Consider the following 23,593-nt stretch of genomic DNA (forward strand, 5'->3'; position numbering starts at 1 on the left):
TTATATATTTATGAACTTTACGAATTAAATAATAACACTTAAGAGAAACAAACAGGGCATTGACAGGAAAAAGTTCACATTATCTTTCTTTTTTGTTTCATTTTGTAGCACGCTTTATGTTGCGTAAATGTGTAGAATAGTTACATGTAAAGTCATGTGTTCCGTTTTTGGATTTCATAAAATAGAGATACTTGGTTTTTTTCGGAAATACCGCAGCCCGTATGGCATCAATACTTACATTGCAAACAGGAGCAGTTGGGAGCCCTGCATGTCTGTATGTATTGTATGTTGTAGTATCATTTTTAATTCGGTAGGGTGTGACCTTTTGGTGCGAATACTTTCCGTAGTTAAGCGTTCCGTCCATTTGCAGTTTCATTCCTTTGTTTATTCTGTTGTATATAACAGAACTCACCAAAGGCATCTCTTTTACACTGGCTGATTCTTTTTGAATTATTGAAGCTATTGCTACATATCGAAACCATTTCTTTTCATTATAATTGCCGAAAAACTTTAGAGAGAGTTCTTTCATTTTTCTGTGTGAGCTGTTTAGTAACACTTTTATAAGCTCTTTTTCCGTAATACCCAAAGGAAGTCTGTAGGTATCAGGAATAAAAACGCCCTCTTTTATTGGAGCATACTTGTCGAATTCATTTTGTAATTTTTGTCTGTTGAGATGCAAATTACTTGCCAGTTGATTTAAAAATATATAGGTAGTCTCTCCCGGAATAAGTGTAACATTTTGCAAAGCTGCCTTGGATCTTGTCAGTTTATATAAAAAATCCGCTTTGGTATTAGCCCTTGTCTGTAAATTTATCCATCCGCTTTGAGGGGAGCCAATCATCCGTAAAAGAAAAGAATCGATTTTACAGACATCATAATTTTTAGACTGCAATTGTGTTATAATTTTGTTAATAGAGCCTGCAGGAATATAGAGGACTTTTGGCGTATAAATAGGTTTATTAAGGTAATACATGAAAGATAATGCAATCACGAAGATTATTGCGAAAACATACGCGAGTATAGCTGTTTTTTTTACTTTCATGTTTCTTCTTCTTGTTGGTTTGTTTATAGTTTTACAAAATGGATTATATCTTGATAATGTTTCTATATCAAATATTCATGCAAAAAATGTTTATATCAAATGGGATGACAGACTTACTGTTTCTGTTAAAACCTTAAAAATTGACAGACAAAAAAACAAAACTGCGAACAATGTCAGTTTTAAAGAATTCAGTAAATATCTTAAAATTGTTACGCAAACAACACACTGGTTTCGCTCTCTTGTTGTCAGTAACATAGTATTTGGAAATGCCACAGGCTCTTTTAAATACACGAATAGTGATCAGGGCTTTTTTGTTTTTCAATCTCCCGATTTTGATTTTGAATCGAAGATTTATGCAAAAACAGATCTGCTTACAGTCTCAATAAAAAAGTTTCAAGACAAAAAAAGGGCTGTCACTATAAAAGGCAGTGTTATTTTTGATACACAGGCACAAAAAGTATACACAAAAATTGACCTTGATATTCATAATGATGCAAACCTTACTGTTTATGCAATTGCAGATGCGAAACAACTCATCTACAATGTTGTCAGCAACAAACACATAACTGATATTTCCCACCTTATAAAAATCGCACATTTGCCAAAAGAAGTAATATACTGGGCATATACTGCCATTAAAATGCAATATCTTGATATTCAAAAATTTCATGGTTTTATTGATTATAGTGATTTGCAAAATGCTTATAAAAACATATATATACAGGCAGTTGCACAAAAACTCATCTATACATACAATCCAAAACTTGAGGCTGTAAAAAGCAAGCAGACAAACCTTGAATTTAAAAAGGGTGTTTTATATATAAAACCTCAAAATGCTTTGACGTATGGCATGCATTTAGGAAAAAGCTGGCTTAAAATTGACTTCAATAAAAAAGAAGAACTTTTAACACTGCATTTGCTGTTTGAAGGTATGCTTAACAAAGACATGTTACATGTATTGAACACCTACAAAATAAAACTGCCTTTTTTACAAAGAAAAGGAACAGTCAATACAGATTTAACGATAGAGGTCAACCTGCATACAATTGATGTAGATGCCAAAGGAGACTTTTATACCAAAAAAGCAAACTTTGACTACCTTGGACTGAATATAGATATTTTCAATACACATATACATCTTGATAATTATGATGTGCTGATAGATAAAATGCAGGCAAAATACAAAGAGATTGCTGCGGCGAATGTATATGTAAGCTTTAATGCAAAAAAATCAGAAGGAACAATAAATTTAAACTTTCACAAAATAGAGACACAGGGTCTCTCTCTTGATACACAAAAAGGACCTTTGCATGTAGCCTACCGTATTAATCCAAAGCAGGACACAATAGATATAGATTCTTCAAAATGGCAATACAAAAACAAAATTATTACGTTAGAGAAACTCTCAGTAGATTTTGATCTGAAAAAACTGCAGGCAAATATACCCGCAACGTATTTTAATGTCTGGAAAATGACAAATGGATATGTCAATGGAACAATAGACCTCAAAGCATCTAAAACAAATCTTGATGTAGATCTCTTAAAGCTACAGTACAGCGGTATAGAACTCACACAAACAGTAACACCGTTACACATACAATACGACAAGGTTTTATCTGTCTCTTCACAGGAAGATATATTTTTCAATGTTAACGGATCGCAATACAAAGCAAGCAATTTTTATATAAATTTTGATAAACAAAGTATATATTTAAAACATACATTTTTACAAATCAGTGATTATATCAGTACAAAAGTCTATGCTTATTATGATTTTGATTCAAAAAAAGCACATATAAGTTTAAATGACTTTGTATTGAAAAACCCAAAAACAGATGCCATACTCTATAAAAACAATAAAATAATGCTAGGCGGATATATTGACGGCGAAAATATTACAATAGATTCACGAGAACTTGATGCTTCTTTTGTTTCCAATGAAAAACAATGGAAATTAACACTTAATGCTCTTGAGATTCTTGCAAAAAAATCACTTTTTTTACAAAAATATAAACTCAATGAAGGAAAAATCAGTTTTTATAAAAAAAGCGATGCCCCCTATACTCAGTTTAGCGCAACTTTACACTATCCTTATCATTTACTAGTCAACAAAAACAAGGAAATCAGCACCTACACTGTAAGAGGAGAAATTACAAAAAAACAAAAAATTTATCTCAACGTAAACAAGAAAATGCACATTAAAATAGATAAAGATGTTGCAATCAAAATACATGATGCCGGTCTGAATATAGATGCTATTGTCAAACTTGCAAAACAAATAGCAACACAGTCAAATGCAAAAACAGGCAACTTTAAGCTTTCCGCAGATGCGATAGATTCCTATCTTTATCTTGGCAACAACCGATACGCTGTTTCAGATACAATGCATCTGCAATATTACAATAATATCCTAACAGCACAACTGATTCACAAAAAAGGAAACGCAGGATTTAAGCTTGAAAACAATACTTTTCATCTTTATGGAGAAAACTTTAATGATAAATTCATGGAAAAACTCTTTGCCCCGTCTAAATTCAGTGGTGGGAGTCTGGACTTTTCTATGAATGGAACACTTGAAGACTACAAGGGTGTTTTTTACATGCATGATACTGTAATGATTGACTATAAACTTCTCAATAATGTCCTGGCTTTTGTCAATACAATACCCTCTCTTGTTACTTTTTCACTGCCTGGTTACAGTAAAAAAGGTTTACATGTAAAGAATGCCTATGTAAAATTTCATGCAAAAAAAGGTGTCTTTGATATTTCAGATATTTATCTTGAATCCAAAGAATTGACAATACTCGGAAAAGGGAGTGCGGATATCAACAAGAACAGTATCAATTTGGTTTTAAATTTAAAAACAGATCTGGGAAGTAATCTCTCAAAAGTACCACTTGTCGGTTATATTATTTTTGATGGAAAAAGTATATCAACCACACTCAAAGTTACAGGGAAGCTCAGCGATCCTACTATAAGTACCATGGTTGCCAAAGATATTATTGTAGCACCGCTCAATATCATCAAAAGAACACTTACCTTTCCTTTTAAAGTGCTTCAAAAACTCTTTTAGGAGTTTTACTACTCATTTCGAAGAACAGTCAGTATATCTACTTCACTTGCCTTTTTGGCAGGATAATAAGAGGAAGCTACAACGATACCAAAAGCACCTGCGACAATAAAAATGAAATCATGAAGTGTCAAGTCCAGGGGAAGTCTCGAAGTAGGATAAACATCTTTTGGCAAAGAGACAATATCAAAAGTACTGAGTAGCCATATACCACTCAGTCCAAAGACAATACCGGCTAAAATACCGGTAATTCCTATAACAATTCCCAAATACAAAAATACTTTTTTAATTTCAGATGTCGTTGCACCCAAAGAGAGCAAAAGTGCTATTTCCCCTCTTCTGTTCATTACAGTCATTAAAAGAGAAGATATGATATTGATAGAAGCAATAAGAATAATAAGCATCAGGACAATAAAAAGAGAAGTTTTTTCCATCTCCAAAGCAGCAAAAAAATTCATATTGTCTTCCCACCAGCCTTTTACTGTTACACTGATTGGCAGCACTTTTTTTATTTTTTTTATATCTTTTCGTGGATCTTTGGAATATATATGAATACCGTCATATTCATTTGCGGCCATATGTTCTATGGTCTGCATAGCCTCCAGTGTTGTGTAGGAGTATGCTTTATCATAAGCAGAAAGCCCTGAATCAAAAAATGACTTGATTTGAAAGCGCTTTATTTTTGGAGTAACAGAGAGTCCGCCCGGTTCCACATTTGTAAAAATATACATCAGTTTATCATTTACATGTAAATTAAATTCTTCTTTAAGAGTTTTTCCTACAACAACATCAAATTTTTTAAAAGTATGCCCGGTAATTGCTTTTGCAAGTACCGAATTGACTTTCACTTCATCCTCAAAGTTTACGCCAAAGAGATACCCGCCTTCAAGTCTTGAACCGCTTCTGGCCATCACAGAAGACTGAATGTAAGGGCTAAACTGCAAATAAGGAAATTTCTCTTCCAAATCCATAAGCAGATTGCTGTTTACAGCACCGTAAAACTTTGGAATGATGGTTAAAGGGTAATTCATAACAGTCAGTTTGTCTTTAAACTCTTTGTCAAAACCATTCATAAGTGCCATGGCAATAAGAAGTACCATGACACCGAGCGTAATTCCTATAAAGGCTAAAAGTGCAGATATAAAGATAAAAGGCTGCTCCTTGTCAAAGCGTAAAAATCTTTTCACAAGGTAAGAAACTATTGATTTTTTCAAGAAGCAAAAACACCTTTTTTCGGACCGCTTTTTCCACAGCACTGCTTGTACTTTTTTCCGCTTCCGCACGGACAGGGGTCATTTCTTGCTATTTTTTTACTCACAACAAAATCATCTTCGGCATCAATATCCACATTGTCATGATGGTTCAGCCGCATCAATGCTTCTTGTGCTTTTTTCTCTTCTTCAAGCTGTTTGGAAATTCTGGCAGCTTCTTCTTCCGGAGATTCCATCTGGAACTGTATAATCTGCAAGGTTTTGATTGTATTGAATTTAATATCATTAATTAATTCGCCAAAAAGACCAAAACTCTCTTTTTTGTACTCAACAAGAGGATCTTTTTGATTATATGCACGCAAACGAATACCGGTTTTCATATTGTCCATTGCATAAAGATGTTCTCTCCAGGCATTATCCAACTCTTTGAGATAAAACTCTTTTTCTATATCCTGTCTTGTCTGCTCATCCAACACGCCCATCTTCTCATCATAAGCCGTTTTTAACAGTTCTGTAACTTTGGCATACAACTCTTCGTATTCAAGCTCTTTTAACTGCTCGATATCCAAATCAAAATTCATCTCTTCCTTAAGAAGCTGAGAGAGTTTTTCAAGATTAAAATCTTCTTTGTCTGCACCGGCAAATATATCCGAGCGAGCTAAAAGATTTGCAACATATTCTTCTCTGATTTCATCGATTTTACCAGCAATATCATAATCATCACTTAAAAGTTGATTTCTGAATTTATAAACGATTTTTCTTTGCTCATTTGCAACATCATCATACTCAACAATTTGCTTACGCCCTTCATAGTGCATATTTTCAACTTTTTTCTGTGCTTTTTCAACTGCACGGGTGACCATTCTTGATTCTATATATTCGCCGTCTTCAACACCGAGTCTTTCCATGATGGACTTGATTTTATCACTGCCGAATATTCGTAAAAGATTGTCTTCAAGTGAAAGATAAAACTGTGTTGTTCCGGGATCACCCTGACGCCCGGAACGTCCGCGCAGCTGGTTGTCAATACGACGGTTTTCATGTCTCTCGGTTCCGATGATATACAAACCACCGAGCTCTTTTACTTCATCACTTACCTTAATGTCAACACCGCGTCCTGCCATATTTGTCGCAATGGTTACAGCACCCTTTGCTCCGGCATGTTTAATGATTTCACTCTCTTGTGCATGGTTTTTTGCATTTAAAACAGTATGTGCAATTTTTTCCTTCTTCAGTATTTCATGTAAAACTTCAGATTTTTCAATAGAAGCCGTCCCTATTAAAATAGGTTGTCCTGATTTGCTCAGTTTTTTAATGGTCTCAATAACAGCTGTAAATTTCTCTTCTTCTGTTTTATATATTAAATCATTCAAATCTTTTCTTGCAATCGGAATATTTGTAGGAATGGAAACAACATCAAGATTGTAAATCTGTGCAAATTCTGTTGCCTCTGTTTCGGCAGTACCTGTCATTCCCGCAAGTTTGTCATACATTCTGAAGTAATTTTGAAAAGTAATATCTGCAAGCGTTTGTGTTTCTTCTTTTATCTCCACGCCCTCTTTGGCTTCAAGTGCCTGATGCAGTCCTTCAGAAAAACGACGTCCTTCGCTTAATCGGCCCGTAAATTCGTCAACAATAACCACCTCCCCGTCATTGACAACATAATCAACATCTTTTTCAAAAAGGTAATTTGCCTTTAAAGCCTGGTCAAGCATATGCGGTAAAGAAGCATTCTCTGCACTGTAAAGATTTTCGACACCAAAAAGTTCTTCCGCTTTTGTGATACCCTCTTCTGTAATCAGTATCACTTTGTCTTTTTCATCAACAGTAAAATGTTCCTCTTTATTCAATTCCAAAGCAACTCTGTTTGCTTTGAGATAATCCTGCATATTTCTGTTTGTGGGCCCTGAAATTATCAAAGGCGTTCTCGCTTCATCAATTAAAATAGAATCCACTTCATCGACAATTACGAAATTGTGTCCACGCTGGACCATCTGGTCTTTTGAATAACTCATATTGTCACGCAAATAGTCAAAGCCGAACTCATTGTTTGTACCGTAGGTAATATCTGCATCATAAGCAGCTTTTTTCTCTACAGGATCATGCATGTCTTCGAGAATCGTGCCTACACTGTAGCCCAGAAAATTGTACAGCACACCCATCTCTTTTGCATCACGGGAAGCCAGATAATCATTCACTGTTACCAAATGAACACCCTTGCCTGTCATTGCATTGAGAGTAATGGCAAGTGTAGCCACAAGAGTTTTTCCCTCACCGGTTTTCATTTCGGCAATTCTACCCTCATGTAAAACCATACCGCCAATAAGCTGAACATCAAAATGGCGCATATTCAAAACACGTTTTGCAGCTTCTCTTGTTATGGCAAAAGAATCATACAGCACATCATCCAGAGTTTTCTCGCCGCTCTGTACACTTTGTTTCAAATCTTCAAAAGCATTTTTGAGTGCATCATCACTTAAAACTTCATATTTGCTTTCAAGTTCATTAATCTTTTTAACTTTTTTAGTATATTTTTTTAATTCTCGGTCATTTGCAGTACCAAATACCTTACCCATGAATGCTTGTAGCATTTGCAACCTTATTATCGTTACTATATAATTTACTATATAGTAATCGCTGAAATTGTTCTTATTTTATCACATTAAATCTAATAAATAGTATAAATGAATAATTTGCTATAATTTCTTTTTAAAGGAGAAAAATGAAAAGAATAATTTTAGCTGCATTGTTGATAACATCTGGCTATGCAAGTATAAAAAATATAAACAGTTTTGAAGCAGATTTTTTACAAAAAATAGTAGATGACAAAGGTGTGAAGATAACATATACGGGACATGTAACAGCTTCTAAACCTCGTTATGCTCTTTGGCAGTATACAAAACCTGTGCAGAAAAGTGTTTATATTTTACAAAATAAAATTGTAGTTATTGAACCGGAGTTAGAACAGGTCATCATTAAACATCTTAATGGAGATTTTGATCTTTTTAAAATTATTCACAATGCAAAAGAGATCGCAAAAGGGAGTTATTTAGCGAACTTTCAGAATAAAGAATACATCATAAAAACAGAAAATTCCATCATTAAATCTATTTCATACAAAGATGAACTTGAAAATGATATAAAGATTGTATTTAAAAACCAAGAAGTAAATAAAAAAATATCGCAAGATAAATATGTACCGGATATTCCGGATGAATATGATATAGTCAGTGAGTAATATGTAACAAAAATGGATTTAGTCCATTTGTTGCACTGTGAATTTAGTTCAGCTTGGCAGAATGAAATTTAGTTTCATTCTGCATACAGCTAGTTAAGCTTGGCAAAAATGGATTTAGTCCATTTGTTGCACTGTGAATTTAGTTCAGCTTGTAATCTTTGATTAGGTTGAAGTTTAGATATTTATAGATATCGTCTTCTTTCCCTTCTATTTTTTTCGTTAACTCCAAGTACTCTTCTTTTGTCGGAATTTTTCCAAGAAGTGAACATACCGCTGCAAGTTCAGCAGAACCAAGATAAACCTGTGCTTCTTTTCCTAAACGGTTGTCAAAGTTACGTGTTGATGTTGAAAACACTACTGCACCATCTGATACACGTGCCTGATTCCCCATACATAATGAACATCCCGGAACTTCTGTTCTTGCACCTGCAGCACCAAAGATTGCATAGTAGCCATCTTCTACAAGTTGTTTCTCATCCATTTTTGTCGGAGGGCAAACCCATAAACGGGTAGGAACAGCACCTTCGCCTTTTAATACTTCACCAAGTGCACGGTAGTGACCGATATTTGTCATACATGAACCGACAAATACTTCATCAATTTTATGCGGACGTTTAGGGTCAGCTAAAATCTCTGAAAGTGTAGCAACATCATCCGGATCATTCGGACATGCCAAAATAGGCTCTGTGATTTGATCCAAATCAATCTCAAGTACTGCCGCATATTCTGCATCTTCATCCGCTTTCATCAGTTCAGGTTTTTCCAACCACTCTTCCATTTTCACAATACGACGTGCCAATGTACGATGGTCTTCATATCCTGCATCAATCATAGAATTTAAAAGTGTAATATTAGATTTTAAGTACTCAATAATTGGTTCTTTGTCTAACTGAACTGTACATGCTGCAGCAGAACGTTCTGCTGATGCATCTGACAATTCAAATGCCTGTTCGGCTTTCAGATCAGGCAAGCCCTGAATTTCCAAAATACGCCCGGCAAAAATATTTTTCTTTCCTTTTTTCTCAACTGTCAAAAGACCTTCTTTTATAGCCTGATGAGGAATAGCATTAACCAAGTCACGTAATGTGATTCCCGGTTGCATTTTTCCTTTAAATTTTACAAGAACTGATTCTGGCATAGTCAAAGGCATAGAACCTGTAACTGCTGCAAATGCAACGATTCCGGAACCGCCTGGAAAAGAGATACCGATAGGAAAACGAGTATGTGAATCTGCACCCGTACCTACAGTATCCGGAAGAACCATTCTGTTTAGCCATGAGTGGATAATGCCGTCACCAGGACGAAGAGCAACACCTGAACGGTTTGCAATAAAGTCAGGTAATGTATGGAACATCTTAATATCTGACGGTTTTGGATACGCAGATGTATGACAGAAAGTCTGTAATACCAAATCAGCATTGAACCCAAGCGCAGCAAGTTCTTTGATCTCATCTCTTGTCATAGGACCTGTTGTGTCTTGAGAACCGACTGTACTCATTTCAGGCTCACAATACATACCCGGACGAACACCATCCATTCCACATGCTTTACCAACCATTTTTTGTGCTAAAGTATACCCTTTACCAGTATCTTCAGGCTGATCAGGTGTTAAGAAAATATCAGCCGGAGCTTTTCCTAAAACACTGCGTGCTTTGTTTGTAAGCCCACGACCGATAATAAGTGGAATACGACCGCCTGCACGTACTTCATCGGTAATAGTATTTGGTTTTAATGTAAATGTAGCGATGCATTTACCGTCTTTATGTGCTTCACCTTTATACGGATAGATGTCAATAACATCACCTGTTTCCATTTGGGAAACATCAAGTTCGATTGGAAGTGCTCCCGAGTCTTCTGCTGTTGCAAAGAAAATAGGTGCGATTGTTCCGCCAAGAACTACACCGCCGGTACGTTTGTTTGGAACACCCGGAATATCCTCTCCCATGTGCCACTGTACAGAGTTGATACCTGATTTACGGCTTGAACCGGTACCTACAACATCACCAACATAAGCAACAGGATGACCAAGCTCTTTCAGTCTGTTAATAGTTCCGATTGGATCTTCCATTTTTGCAGCAAGCATAGAGTTTGCGTGCAAAGGAATGTCTGAACGTGTAAATGCTTCAGAAGCAGGAGACAAATCATCAGTGTTTGTTTCACCAGGAACTTTAAATACGGTAACAGTTAATTTTTCAGGAAGTTCAGGTTTTTTTGTAAACCAGTCAGCGTCTGCCCATGCATTTAAAACGTGAGTTGCTGCAGTCACACCTTTTTTGTGCAACTCTTCAACATCATTGAACGCATCATATACCAATAATGTACTGGAAAGTGCTTCAATAGCTGCTGCAACAACTTTTACATTTTTTGACGTTAAAGCATCAATTAATGGTTTCACATTGTATCCGCCAAGCATCATACCAAGCATTTGGACAGCTTTTTCAGGTGGAATAGCTGCCACATGATGTTCTTCACTTGCCAATTCGTTTAAAAATGCTGCTTTGACATAGGCTGCATCATCTACACCCGGAGATACACGATTTTCTAAAAGATCCAGCATCTCTTCAACATATTCACCTGTTTTAATAAACTCGATAACTTCTACTGTCTGTTCAGCAGTAAGAGGTAATGGAGGGACACCAAGTGCCGCTCTTTCTTCTACATGTGCTTTATAGTCTTCTCTAAATCCCATAATACTTCCTATTGTAAATTTAATTTGGGGACATTATAGCTAAAAGAAAAGTAATCATATCGACAGTGTTACGAATCTATACATCTATATTATGTAAAATTACTTTATTGTATAGAAAAGTAACACTAGAGTCTGCGTTTTGCAATTTCAGTGCAGATGATTTCTCTGTCACTGCCCATATAGTTGTTTTTGAGCCATAACAGATAAGAATCAGGCAGTTCATTGTAAAGCATTCCTTTGTATTGCCCAAAAGAAATTCTGGCGCTGGTTTGCGGAGCACAAACAGCTTCCTCAACCAAAGCTTCTACATGTAACATATCAAGAAGTTTTACAAATTCCCGATATTCAAGTTTTTTTCCAATACTGAATGTGTAGGCAGTAAAATCAAAGTACCCTTTTCTTTGCGCAACAAATGCTTCTATTTCCTGTATCTGTTCAACACGTAATTTTTCCAGATTCTTTACATGTACACAAAAAAAATCTTTTTGTTTCATAAATATAAAATGCGGTTTTGGCATTACAATATCTCTCTGACACCCTTGGCATTTGGAGAAGAGAGAACTCCTTCATTTTCAAGCTGTTCTATCACTCTTGCAGAACGGTTATATCCAATCTGTAGTTTTCTTTGCAGATAAGAAATAGATGTTTTTCTGTCAGTTAAAACTACATTTTTCGCCTCTTCGTACAAAGGATCAAGTTCTTCATAGCTTTCATTAGAGCCTGAAGCAGAACCACCTTCGGCATTCGTCTCTTCTATCAAAAAGCTTTTGTCATAATTTGGTTCTCGCTGCGCTTTAATAAAATCTACTATCTTCTCTATCTCTTCTTCTGTAGCCCACGGAGCATGCAGGCGTACCAAAGCCGGCGAACCCGGAGGCGTAAAAAGCATATCTCCACGCCCCAGAAGTGATTCTGCACCCATTTGGTCTAAAATGATTTTTGAATCAATCTTTTGTCCCACTCTGTAGGATATGCGTGAAGGCAGGTTGGCTTTAATAAGTCCCGTAACAACATCTACAGACGGTCTTTGTGTCGCGATGATAAGATGAATTCCACAGGCACGTGATTTTTGCGCAAGTCTTGCGATGGAGAGTTCAACATCTTTACCGCTTGTCATCATCAGGTCAGCCAACTCATCAATAATTACCACTATATAAGGGAAATGCTCACCACCCTCTTTTTTTACTTTTTCATTATAATTTTCAATATTTTTTGTACGACTCTCAGCCATGAGTTCGTAACGCCGTTCCATTTCACCGACCATATTGTTAAGTGAGACAATAGCCTGTTTTGGCTTTGTAATGACAGGAGTAAGCAGATGTGGGATATCATTATATATGGAAAACTCAAGCATTTTCGGGTCAATCATCAAAAGACGCAGCTGATCAGGAGAGTTTTTATATAAAAGCGAAAGTATCATAGCATTGATCCCGACACTTTTCCCGCTTCCTGTTGTACCTGCTATAAGCAAATGCGGCAACTTTTTTAAATCAGTAATAAAAGGCTTGCCTACAATGTCTTTTCCAAGCGCTATAGTAAGTGGTGAGGCCGAGTCTTTAAAGAGTTTGTCATCTAAAAGCTCACGCAGGTAAATGGTATCTACTGCTTCATTTGGAATCTCTATTCCGACAACATCTTTTCCCGGGATAGGTGCCTGAATACGAATAGTCTCCGCTGAAAGCGCCATCGCCAAATCATCTTGGAGGTTAAGTATTTTACTCACTTTCACATTGGCTGCCGGTTTAAACTCAAAGGTAGAAACTACAGGACCTGCATAGGTACGCACAACATCTCCGTCAATTTTAAAATGTGCCAGCTTTTCAATAAGATAGCGTATCTTGTCATCAAGCTCTTTTTCATCCACATTATGTGTTGTTTTATTCGGCTTTTGCAAAAAATCTACAGAAGGCAGCTTAAAGTTTTTGGGTTTTTCTACCTTCCCTTTTTCAATATTAGCCAAGAGTTTTGCATTTTCTTCAAGCTCATCAACGATAACAGTATTTTTATGCTCTTTTACATCCGCGGCAATATCTAAAATAGTTTTTTTTGTCTCACTTGTTTCTTCTGCCGCTACATGCTTTTTTTCTTTTCTTAGATATGCCGGTTTGTCTATTTCTTCGTCTTGGGTTTGTTCAACATGCTCTGTCTCTTTGTTCTCTTCTTTTTGCATGATTTCATCTTGTTGCAAGGTCTCACTCTGTTCCTTTTCAACAAAAGTTGCTGCATTCTTCGGTTTGTTGGATTTGAGTGAAGATATGACTACATGTAAGATCTCCGAACTGCTTTTATCAAAAAGAATCACCATGGCAACCGCCGTAATAATAAACCAAAATACCCATAATCCGAAAACACCTATATAGGGAGATAAAAAGTCTACAAAATCTGCACCGAATTTTCCTCTGTATTCATTTGTTATGAGCAGGGCCTGTGCGATAAGAGAAGAGCATAAAAGCAAAAAAGAAGCAACACCCAGTTCTAACTTTCTAAAACCAAAAGATGTATCTTTATACAGAAAATACAAAGGAAACAGCAGCACAAAGAGATATACAAACGATATATAACCAAAATAAAGCTGATTGTAAGAAGAAAAAGTAGCACCATAACTGCCCATAAGCCCAGTTGGACCAAAAAGAGTTGAAAAACCGAGATAAATTAATACACCAAAAATGATAATAAACAGAGTATCTTTCAAGCTAGAAAACCTTTATAGTAAGAAGGGATAAATAATATATAAAAGTATATCCTATAAATAATTTACCAGACTTAATTGCGAAATTTTTCCCACAGTTGAGAGCATCGCCTGATAGTTTAAGTTAAGTTGAGACAAACGCAAAGAGGCCTCTGCAATATCTGTATCTATTACTTCAGAGCGCAGGGTCATTGTACTGACTTCCAGCAGACTTGTTCTTTCGAGTGAAGTGTTTAAGGTATTTGACTGTGCACCGACAACCGAATGGCTTCTGGAGACATGTGACTGCAGTTTGTCTATTGCTGCAAGCGCATTTTCTATTCCTTGATTTCGCATATTTCCGCTGGAACTGTCCGGATAAAGTTTATGATCTTCTACAGCAGTAATGGCTTCATCAAGATTTTTAAAAAAATCTGTTTTTGGATCAACAATAGTTAAAGCGTTGTTTGCATTAAAGGTCATAACAGAAGCATCTGCTGTAAAATTATCACTGTTAGCATCATAAAGTGCTATTGTCGATTGTGTCTGAGTAGCAGTCAAGTCAGTGAATTTCAACTTTCCGTCATAGGTTAAAGAAGTGTTTCCCTGTGTGTTTGAAGCTATTATTGCATTATCATAGTCATTTGCTGCAGTTCCGGTAGGTAGGTTATTGGTAACAATCATATTGAGAACATCCATCAGTTGCTGATAGGTTACATTATCTGCAGCTGTTGCTGTTCTTGGAGTCTGCATATTAAAAATATCATAAGTATTTCCACCAATTGTAAAAGTTGAACCTGCGGAATCTAAATTTATTGTTGCGGTATAAGGATTACCGTTAATATCATTTCCTTCCAGATTCAATACGGTTGCATCAAGCGTACCGGGTGTTCCCTGAGACAGATCAGCTACTTCGGAAATTTTTGCAGATGGAGAGGCAAAGGCATTTGTCTCTTTTAGAATCTGAGGGACATTTGATGTGAGTTCTGCACCGCTTTTGGAAAATTGTGTTCTGTCATACACTATCCCTTCTATATTGCTGGCTGCACCGGCAGCCGGTATGAAACCTGACTGGATAAACTCTTTGACATAGAGGCTTGATGTAGCGGTTCCGTCTTTTATTTTTGCATAATCTTTTTCACCGACATCCAGCAAATCTATATCATTTACGAGTGCATCATTGTTTTGGGTATCACCGTTTTCATCTGTCGTCAAATCAAAATCAACCGCCCCCACCATATGAAAATCCAGTTTGCTTGAACCTTTCTGTTTGTCTTGGACAACAATCTGTCCATTTGCATTCAGGCTCACATTTACCACGTTTATACTGCCGTTGTTTCCGTATGCTTTGCCTATTTCATCCAGTAAATCACTTACTTTTGCCGTATCGTCAAACTCTTTTCTGACTTTAAAGGCGGTGCCGTCACTTCTGGTCCCTCTGATGTAAAAATAATTTTTGTTGACTGTAGTTGTATCATCATCTATATCACCCATCAAATCTCTAATGCTGCTGTCTGCAGTAATTATTCCACCGTTAATTAAATCATTGTTGATTACATTTGTTGTGATTTCTCTTTTTGTATTTTGTTCTTCGCCTAAAAAAAGTTCTGCTCCGGTGAGATTATACTTTTGTGTGGAATTTGAACCAAGCACAGAGTTCATTCCTGCATCATTCCCCTGATATATTCCGTTTGCATCTATCGGTTTTGTATTGACAGCAGAACCAGAAAATAAAAACTGCCCGTTAATCGAAGTGTTAGCCAGGTTTTTAAAATGTTTTTCCAAACCCCGAAGCTCTCCGGCTATGGCATCAAGAGAGTCCGGGCTGTGTGTGCCGTTTGCGGCATTTATAAGCAGAGTTTTCATTCTGTCAAGTGAAGTTTCAAACTCATTGAGAACAACATCTGTCTGATTTGAAATTTTATATCCGCTTTCTGTACTCTTTTTCACCTGCCCTATTGTAACGAGCTCATTGTCAAGCCGCATAGTTTCTGTAAATGTTCTTACATCATCTTTGGCATATTGAATTTTCAATCCTGAGGCAATCTGCTTATTTACATCAAAAAGTTCATTGTTTATTTTTAAATTATTTGTAGCATACAGACTGTTGTAATACATACTTGATGTTACACGCATAATATCTCTCCGTTTTCAAAATATTGTTTGGTTTCTGGCAATTATTGGCAAAGTATAGCAATAAAAGTTCCATTTAATGGTATTATCGGCCAAATATTATTTACTTTTAAGTAAATTCCTACTATCATTCCAACTTCAACAGCTGATTTGCCAGAGTGATGGAACGGTATACATAGCGGATTCAAAATCCGCCGCCTCACGGCTTAGGGGTTCAAATCCCCTCTCTGGTACCACTTTTTACAGTTGTTAGTTCTCAAAATGAGAGATACTTATGTTATTTCTAAAAATAATTCTTCTACTCATCTCTTTTTCAACTATTTTCGCTGCCAACACTCTTCGAAGCAATTATTATATAAAAAATGATTTTATTATGCTTTCAGATATTGTACCTGTAAGTAAAAAAAATGACAGAAAACTTTTTGATATAGACAAAAACAGACATTCAAAACGTATACAAAAAAAAGAACTTTTAAAAATACTTCACAAAAGCGGTTTTGACAACTTTACTTCAAAACACAGTTACATACAGTTCACAAAAAAAAGCCCTATCAATACAACGTATATAAAAAACAGTATAAAAAAGCACTATAAAGAAAAATATAAAAATATAAAAATATCTACAATAACACTCTTTCCCACACATTATATGGAAGAACTCCCAAAACGCTACACTGTTCATTTTAGCACCAAAGCACACTTGTCCAACAAGAGCATTTTATATATAAAAACAGATGATAATAAAAAAATATTTTTTAAATATAAAATTTTAGCCACTGTTTCCATTTTGTTTGCCAGAAAAAACATCAAAAAAGATAATGAACTCACCAATATAAATACACAAAAAAAGAGTATAATACTGGATAAATTCAAAGCGATGCCTTTAGAGGGTTTACATGTAAAGCACTACCAAAGTAAGCACAACATTCAAGCAGGTAATATTATAACAAAAAGAGATGTTGTCGGTTTGTTTTTAGTCAAACGCGGCTCGAGTGTCAGTGTTAATTTTAACAACAATGCAATACATATCTATTTTTCTGCAAAAGCACTTCAAAACGGAAGACTTGGAGACACTGTCAGTGTTATAAAGAGAAATGGAAAAAAAATAAGAGTTGTTATAACCGGAAAGAACAAAGCAGAGGTACAATGAAAAAAAGAAAAATAGTAGTTGCAAGCAGTGGGGCCAGTGGTGTGAACCTTGGTCTGAAAATCATTCAGCTTCTTCCTGAATCTGTTGAAAAACATTTTATCATGACAGAAAATTCAGAAAAAGTACTTGTACATGAAATGAGTAATGTCACTGCCCATAATAATAAAAACATTGCAGCCTCTGTTGCATCAGGCTCTTTTGGGGTTGATGCTATGATTATCGCACCGTGTTCTATGAATACACTGGCAAAAATAGCCTGTGGAATTTCGGACAACTTGATTACACGGTGCGCTGCAGTTGTAATCAAAGAACAGAAAAAGCTTATTTTAGCACCGAGAGAGATGCCTTTTTCTGCCATTAATTTAGAGAATATGCATAAACTTGCAAGCCTGGGCATCATTATTGCGCCGCCTGTTATGGCATATTATTCAAAGCAGCAGACACTTGATGAAATGGAAAATTTTCTCATTGGCAAATGGTTTGATTTACTGGAAATTGAAAACAGTTTATATAAAAGGTGGCAAATTGAAGAGTCGTAAAATCGCTTTATACCCGGGGACATTTGATCCGATAACAAATGGACATTTTGATATTATCGAACGTGCAAAAAATTTATTTGATGAAGTGATTGTCGCTGTTGCTCAGTCAAAAGACAAAAATCCCATGTTTAGCCTCGAGCAAAGAATAAAAATGGTCGAAATTGCCGTCAAAGACATCAAAGATGTCCGTGTTACAGGTTTTAACAACCTTACTATAGATCTGGCACACGAACATGATGCAAGGGTGCTTATACGAGGGCTTCGTGCTGTAAGTGACTTTGAATACGAGTTGCAACTCGGCTATCTCAACAACTCCCTTGATGAAAACATAGAAACAGTCTATTTGATGCCAAAACTCAAACATGCTTTTATCAGTTCTTCTATTGTCAGGAATCTTTTAAAGTTTAACGGAAAAACAGATCACCTCTTACCAAAAGAGGTACAGCAGGTTATAGGGAGTCTGCGCTGATGTATATTGCAATAGAAGGTATTGATACAGCCGGGAAAAGTACACAGATAGAAGCACTGAAAAAGTACTTTCCTGATGCAGTCATTACAAAAGAACCCGGTGGAACTGCTATAGGACAAGAAATTCGCAGACTTGTTTTGAGTGCAAAAACAAAAAGCAAAAGAGCAGAGTTTCTTCTTTTTCTTGCAGACAGAGCAGAACATATAAAAGAGGTAATAGAACCAAATCTGCACAAAATGATTATTTCAGACAGAAGTGCTGTAAGTGGTGTCGCCTATGCACTCACCCAGGGAAGTATCAGTAAAAAAGATTTGATCAGTTTGAATGATTTCGCAACAAAAAAAATATATCCCCAGGCAATCTTTTTACTGCGTCTGACAAAACAGGAACTCAAATACAGACTTTCGCAAAAAAAACTTGACGGCATTGAACTCAGAGGCAGTGAATATTTGTTAAAGATTCAAGAGAGTATCAAAGAAGCAAGTCTTCTTCTGGGTGTGCCGTTGATTGAAATTGATGCCACAAAAAACAGAGATGAAATTACAAAAGAAATATTAGATAATATTAAAAATGAAACAATGCTAAAAGGATAAAGAATTATGATTAAATCACTAAGAGGTATGAATGATATACTTGATGAAAACGAATCAAAACGATTTACTTATTTTTTGGATGTGGCACAAAACATTGCCAGAAGATATGGTTTTCACTATATAGAAACACCACTTTTAGAAGAGACGGCACTTTTTAAACGCAGTGTCGGAGAGAGCAGTGACATTGTCGGTAAAGAGATGTACCAGTTTACGGACAAGGGAGGCAATGATGTATGTCTGCGCCCTGAGGGAACAGCCGGTGTTGTACGGGCTTTTATTCAAAAAAAATTAGACAAAGCAGGCGGAATTCACAGATTTTTTTATCATGGTCCTATGTTTCGTTATGAAAGACCACAGAAAGGACGTTTGAGAGAGTTTCATCAGTTTGGAGTTGAAAGTTTCGGTATTGAGAGTGTGTATGAAGATGCAAATATGATCATGATGGTCAGTGATATACTCAAAGAACTTGGTATCGGCTACAGGTTGCAGATCAATTCACTCGGTGACAACAACTGCATGCCTGAGTACCGTGACACCCTTGTCTCTTTTATAGAAAGTATTGAAGATGAAATTTGTGAAGACTGTAAACGAAGAAAAAGTACGAACCCCATCCGTGTTCTTGACTGTAAAAATGAAAAGTGTCAGTCTTTGTACGAAAATGCTCCAAAACTTTTACATTCACTGTGCGAAAACTGTGACAATGACTTTGAAAAACTGAAAAAAATACTTGATGCAAATGACATCAGCTATGAAGTAGATACGAATCTTGTACGAGGGCTTGACTACTACTCCAAAACCGCTTTTGAATTTGTCAGTGACAATATAGGCAGTCAAAGTGCTATTGCCGGTGGTGGAAGATATGACAGACTTGTAGAGTTTTTAGACGGTCGCCCTACCCCTGCTGTAGGTTTTGCGATGGGTATTGAAAGACTGTTGGAACTCATACAAATGCCACAGGAATTAAGAGAAGGCTATTATCTTGGTGCTATGGACGAAGAAGCCATAGATACAATAATCACGCTGACACATAAAAAAAGGGCTACAGACAAAGCAGTTTGCGATTATAAGGCGAAAAACCTCAAAAATCATCTCAAAAGTGCGGATAAAATGAATGCAAAATACTGCTGCGTTATTGGTACAAATGAAATGAGCAACGGAACAATTTGGGTTAAAGATTTAGAAAATAAAATTGAAAAGACAATTCCGCTCAAAGAATTTTAGATGGAGTGGGTTCATGGTTTATGGCACTTTTTAGACGAATTTGTAGAATATTTTGCCGTGCTCATCATAATAGCAGTCATCGCTCTTTACATATACGACAGATATGTGCAAAGACAGCATGCTCTTCTTGTAAACTACCCGATTATAGGAAGATTTCGTTATTTTTTTGAGGCCCTCCGTGAACCACTGCGTCAATATTTTGCAGAAGAATCTTTTTATGACTCCAAAGACAAGGTTGACTGGGTGTATACAGCAGCCAAGAACAAACCAAACTACCAGTCATTTTCCGTAAGCCAGCCCTTTTCAGGATCAAGATTTATCTTAAAACATGCTACAAGTGTTTTAAACGATGAGGAGGTTGATCAAAACATGCAGGTAGTTTTTGGAAAGAACAGAAAATACCCTTTTGTATCGCAAACACCGATTATCCGTTCTGCTATGAGTGACGGTGCCCTGTCTCCCGAAGCAGTAAGAGCCTTTAGCTTAGCGGGAAGAGATTCCAACCTGACAATCAATACAGGAGAAGGTTCACTTACTTCCAACCATCTTTTTACCCTCAAAATAGATCCGAACAATTCAAAATATCTTGAAGTTGTCAAAAGTACCCCTTTTGCAGAACTTGCTTTTAAAATCGGAGATTTTTTCTTTAATAAAAAAGTAGCGCTGAAATGGTACAGAGATATTTTACTGAATGAAAAAACCCAAAATACCTATATTTATGATACCTCCAGCCACCTTCTTTTTCGTGTGAACTGGGAAGCAGCCATAGAATATTTTCCGCGGGAAGTTCCAAAGGAGCTGCCGGATATGATTTTTCAAATCAGTTCTGGTTTGTATGGTGTCAGAGACAAAAACGGCAATTTTGATAAAGAAAAATATAAAAAAATAATGAAATTTTGCAAAATGACTGAAATTAAAATAGCCCAGGGAGCAAAACAGACAGGCGGAAAACTCGCAGGTTCAAAAGTAACAGCGGACATAGCCTACTACCGTGGTGTTGAAGAGGGAAAAGACATCATTTCTCCCAACAGGTTCCCTTATGCAGATACAATAGAGGATCTTTTAAATTTTATTGAAAAACTGCAAAGACTCTCAGAAAAACCGGTTGGATTCAAAATAGTCATTTCAGACATAGCCTCTGTAGAAACACTGGTACAAAAACTTGCCAAAAGAAAAAATTATGGTGAATTTATACCAGATTTCATCACAGTGGACAGCGGTGAGGGTGGCAGCGCAACTGCTCCGCTTGAGCTAATGGAATCAGTAGGCCTCACAACAAACAACTCACTTTATATTCTGGATATGCTTTTAAAAAAATATAATATCAGAGAAGATGTCAAAATAATTGCCAGTGGAAAAATTCTAACACCCGATGATGCTGTCATCACCTTGTGTATGGGTGCTGATGCTGTAGGCATTGCACGCGCATTTATGATGAGTGGCGGGTGTATCCGGGCAAAAATGTGTTCTGGTTTTGGAACACATGTCTGCCCGGTCGGCATGGCAACACAGGATCCAAAAAAAAGAGCCTCCTACCTTGTAATAAAAAAAGGCATACAAATTGGACACTATCATAAAAATCTTCTTAAAAGTATGAAGACTGTCATGGCAGTAATGGGTATAAAAAGCATTAAAGACTTAAACAAAAGCCTCCTTACCTATAAAAACAGAAGCGGTGAAATATATTTTGATATTGACAAATATTTTCAGCAAAAATTTAAAATTTAGGATAAATGATGAATAATTTCGGCCTTGATATCTGGGCAAACAAAAACTTTATTATAGAAGACGGTGAAATCAAACTTAATTACAAATCTATGCCTTCTCTGCTTGATATAGTCAACAATATACGGGCAAAAGACGTTAAGGGACCTCTCCTTTTACGATTTCCTCATTTAGTCAAAAGACAGATTAAAACACTCTATAACTATTTTGAAAAAGCTATTGAAGAAAACAGCTATCAAGGAAAGTTTAAAGCTGTTTTTCCGCTCAAAGTAAACCAGTTTCCGGCAGCTGTTGAGGCAATTACATCACAGGGTGCAAAGTACAACTACGGACTTGAAGCCGGAAGCAAGGCTGAACTTATTTTGGCAATGAGCAAAGTGCTTGACGGAGCCAACATTACTGTCAACGGCTTCAAAGACGAAGAGATGCTTACACTGGGATTTATAGCAGCACACAGTGGTCAAAATATCACCATCACCATAGAAGGGCTCAATGAACTTGAAACCATCATTGATGTAGCTTCCAAATCCAATTTAAAAGTTCCAAATATCGGCATACGTGTCAGGCTGCACAGTGCAGGCAGCGGCATATGGGCAAAAAGCGGCGGAATGGATGCAAAATTCGGACTGACTTCAACAGAAATCATTGAGGCAATAAAACTCCTCAAAGATGCGAATCTACTTGAAAAACTGACAATGATTCATTTTCATATCGGCTCACAGATAGCAGACATTGCTCCGCTGAAAAAAGCACTCCGTGAAGCCGGAAATATCTATGCGGAACTGAAAAAAATGGGTGCTGATGCACTTTCAAGTATCAACATCGGCGGCGGTTTGGCTGTAGAATATGACCAACATGAAAAATCACATGCACGTAACTACTCAATAGATGAATTTTCAAGTTCTGTTGTTTTTTTACTTGGTGAAATCATGGACAGCAAAAATGTAGCACATCCGGATATATTTACGGAATCAGGACGTTTTATAGTTGCTTCACATGCTGTATTAATCACACCTGTTTTAGAACTTTTCACTCAGGATTATCAAGAAAAACTTTTAAATTTTAAAGAGTCAAATCCGCCTTTGGTTGAAGAACTTATAGAATTGAACAGACTTCTTAACAATGCCAACTGTATAGAATATCTTCATGATGCGCTTGATCATATGGAATCACTTTTCACGCTTTTTGATTTAGGCTATATTGATCTTCAAGACCGTTCAAACGCAGAAATTCTGGTGCATAATATTATAAAAAAAGCACTCTATCTTAAATCAGCCAATCCGACCAATGAACTCGAACAGCTCCAGATCAAGCTCCAGGAACGCTATCTCATTAATGCTTCTGTTTTTCAGAGTCTGCCTGATTACTGGGGACTGGGACAGCATTTTCCTGTGATGCCCATTCATCATTTAAACACAACCCCGCTCAGAGCAGCCTCTCTTTGGGATATTACCTGTGACAGTGACGGAGAAATAGGCTTTGATCCGGACAAACCTTTATATCTCCATGACGTTAATATTGATGAAGAAGATTATTTTTTGGCTTTTTTCAATATTGGTGCCTATCAGGAGACACTGGGAATGAACCATAATCTTTTTACACACCCCAGTGAGTATACAATTTCAATCAATGACTCCGGATACAATATAACCAATGCAGTAGAATCAAAAAGTATTTTGGAGATACTTGAATCAATAGGATATGACAAACATGAAATATTAAATCAAGTTAAAAACAAACTCTCAAATGCCAGCTTTATTACAGAAAAAGAAAAAAATGATACACTGCTGCAGCTAGAAAGATTTTTATATCAAAATGGCTATTTAAGAACAACAAATTAAGGAT

Annotated in this window: 16 protein-coding genes and 1 tRNA gene; 10 read left to right on the top strand and 7 right to left on the bottom strand. The window is 36.4% G+C overall.

Annotated features, from left to right (window positions below; genetic code table 11):
• Positions 1-97 precede the first annotated feature (97 nt).
• Positions 98-1,042 (bottom strand): endolytic transglycosylase MltG, encoded by a 945-nt coding sequence (mltG, locus tag ACM66U_RS06385; RefSeq protein ID WP_418640351.1) that lies wholly within the window; start codon positions 1,040-1,042, stop codon positions 98-100.
• On the opposite strand from mltG, the gene ACM66U_RS06390 reads away from it, so the two are divergent.
• Positions 972-4,115 (top strand): AsmA-like C-terminal domain-containing protein, encoded by a 3,144-nt coding sequence (locus ACM66U_RS06390; protein WP_418640352.1) that lies wholly within the window; start codon positions 972-974, stop codon positions 4,113-4,115. The two genes, mltG and ACM66U_RS06390, sit on opposite strands and share 71 nt — an antisense overlap.
• Before the next feature lie 8 nt (positions 4,116-4,123).
• Here ACM66U_RS06390 and ACM66U_RS06395 read toward each other — a convergent pair whose 3' ends face one another.
• Positions 4,124-5,326 (bottom strand): ABC transporter permease, encoded by a 1,203-nt coding sequence (locus tag ACM66U_RS06395; protein ID WP_151900264.1) that lies wholly within the window; start codon positions 5,324-5,326, stop codon positions 4,124-4,126.
• A complete protein-coding gene (gene secA / locus ACM66U_RS06400) occupies positions 5,323-7,914 on the bottom strand; it encodes a preprotein translocase subunit SecA (protein ID WP_418640353.1) in 2,592 nt (863 codons plus the stop codon). The genes ACM66U_RS06395 and secA overlap by 4 nt, the downstream gene beginning before the upstream one ends.
• 131 nt (positions 7,915-8,045) lie before the next feature.
• Here secA and lolA point away from each other — a divergent pair, with 131 nt between their 5' ends.
• A complete protein-coding gene (gene lolA, locus ACM66U_RS06405; RefSeq protein WP_151900262.1) occupies positions 8,046-8,561 on the top strand; it encodes a LolA-like outer membrane lipoprotein chaperone in 516 nt (171 codons plus the stop codon).
• A 139-nt stretch (positions 8,562-8,700) separates the two neighbouring features.
• Here the strand turns inward: lolA and acnB are convergent, their stop codons facing one another.
• From acnB to ACM66U_RS06425, 4 genes are all read right to left on the bottom strand, one after another.
• A complete protein-coding gene (gene acnB, locus ACM66U_RS06410; RefSeq protein WP_151900261.1) occupies positions 8,701-11,250 on the bottom strand; it encodes a bifunctional aconitate hydratase 2/2-methylisocitrate dehydratase in 2,550 nt (849 codons plus the stop codon).
• A 125-nt stretch (positions 11,251-11,375) separates the two neighbouring features.
• Positions 11,376-11,768 carry a putative quorum-sensing-regulated virulence factor gene (locus ACM66U_RS06415; RefSeq protein ID WP_418640354.1) on the bottom strand — a complete coding sequence of 131 codons (393 nt, stop codon included), beginning with the start codon at positions 11,766-11,768 and terminating at the stop codon, positions 11,376-11,378.
• On the bottom strand, positions 11,768-13,942 hold the full coding sequence (locus tag ACM66U_RS06420; protein WP_151900259.1) for an FtsK/SpoIIIE family DNA translocase: 2,175 nt from the start codon (positions 13,940-13,942) through the stop codon (positions 11,768-11,770). The genes ACM66U_RS06415 and ACM66U_RS06420 overlap by 1 nt, the downstream gene beginning before the upstream one ends.
• Before the next feature lie 51 nt (positions 13,943-13,993).
• Positions 13,994-16,054, bottom strand: coding sequence for a flagellar biosynthesis protein FlgL (locus ACM66U_RS06425; RefSeq protein ID WP_418640355.1), 2,061 nt, complete (start codon positions 16,052-16,054; stop codon positions 13,994-13,996).
• 149 nt (positions 16,055-16,203) lie between these two features.
• On the opposite strand from ACM66U_RS06425, the gene ACM66U_RS06430 reads away from it, so the two are divergent.
• The 8 genes from ACM66U_RS06430 (at position 16,204) to speA (ending at position 23,589) form a co-directional block, all read left to right on the top strand.
• Positions 16,204-16,287 (top strand) — tRNA-Leu (locus tag ACM66U_RS06430).
• 38 nt (positions 16,288-16,325) lie between these two features.
• The gene (gene flgA, locus ACM66U_RS06435; RefSeq protein WP_151900257.1) at positions 16,326-17,201 is read left to right on the top strand and encodes a flagellar basal body P-ring formation chaperone FlgA; all 876 of its coding nucleotides are present in this window, start codon (positions 16,326-16,328) and stop codon (positions 17,199-17,201) included.
• Positions 17,198-17,740 carry a UbiX family flavin prenyltransferase gene (locus tag ACM66U_RS06440; protein ID WP_151900256.1) on the top strand — a complete coding sequence of 181 codons (543 nt, stop codon included), beginning with the start codon at positions 17,198-17,200 and terminating at the stop codon, positions 17,738-17,740. Before flgA ends, ACM66U_RS06440 begins: the two co-directional genes overlap by 4 nt.
• Positions 17,727-18,209, top strand: coding sequence for a pantetheine-phosphate adenylyltransferase (coaD, locus tag ACM66U_RS06445; protein ID WP_230973320.1), 483 nt, complete (start codon positions 17,727-17,729; stop codon positions 18,207-18,209). The genes ACM66U_RS06440 and coaD overlap by 14 nt, the downstream gene beginning before the upstream one ends.
• Positions 18,209-18,802 carry a dTMP kinase gene (tmk, locus tag ACM66U_RS06450; RefSeq protein ID WP_151900254.1) on the top strand — a complete coding sequence of 198 codons (594 nt, stop codon included), beginning with the start codon at positions 18,209-18,211 and terminating at the stop codon, positions 18,800-18,802. Before coaD ends, tmk begins: the two co-directional genes overlap by 1 nt.
• Before the next feature lie 6 nt (positions 18,803-18,808).
• Positions 18,809-20,023 carry a histidine--tRNA ligase gene (gene hisS, locus ACM66U_RS06455; protein ID WP_151900253.1) on the top strand — a complete coding sequence of 405 codons (1,215 nt, stop codon included), beginning with the start codon at positions 18,809-18,811 and terminating at the stop codon, positions 20,021-20,023.
• Positions 20,024-21,751 (top strand): FMN-binding glutamate synthase family protein, encoded by a 1,728-nt coding sequence (locus tag ACM66U_RS06460; protein ID WP_151900252.1) that lies wholly within the window; start codon positions 20,024-20,026, stop codon positions 21,749-21,751.
• Between the two features lie 8 nt (positions 21,752-21,759).
• Positions 21,760-23,589 carry a biosynthetic arginine decarboxylase gene (gene speA, locus ACM66U_RS06465; RefSeq protein WP_418640356.1) on the top strand — a complete coding sequence of 610 codons (1,830 nt, stop codon included), beginning with the start codon at positions 21,760-21,762 and terminating at the stop codon, positions 23,587-23,589.
• Positions 23,590-23,593 lie beyond the last annotated feature (4 nt).

This window comes from Sulfurimonas sp. ST-27 (genome assembly GCF_048081595.1).
GTDB classification, from domain to species: Bacteria; Campylobacterota; Campylobacteria; order Campylobacterales; family Sulfurimonadaceae; genus Sulfurimonas; species Sulfurimonas hydrogeniphila.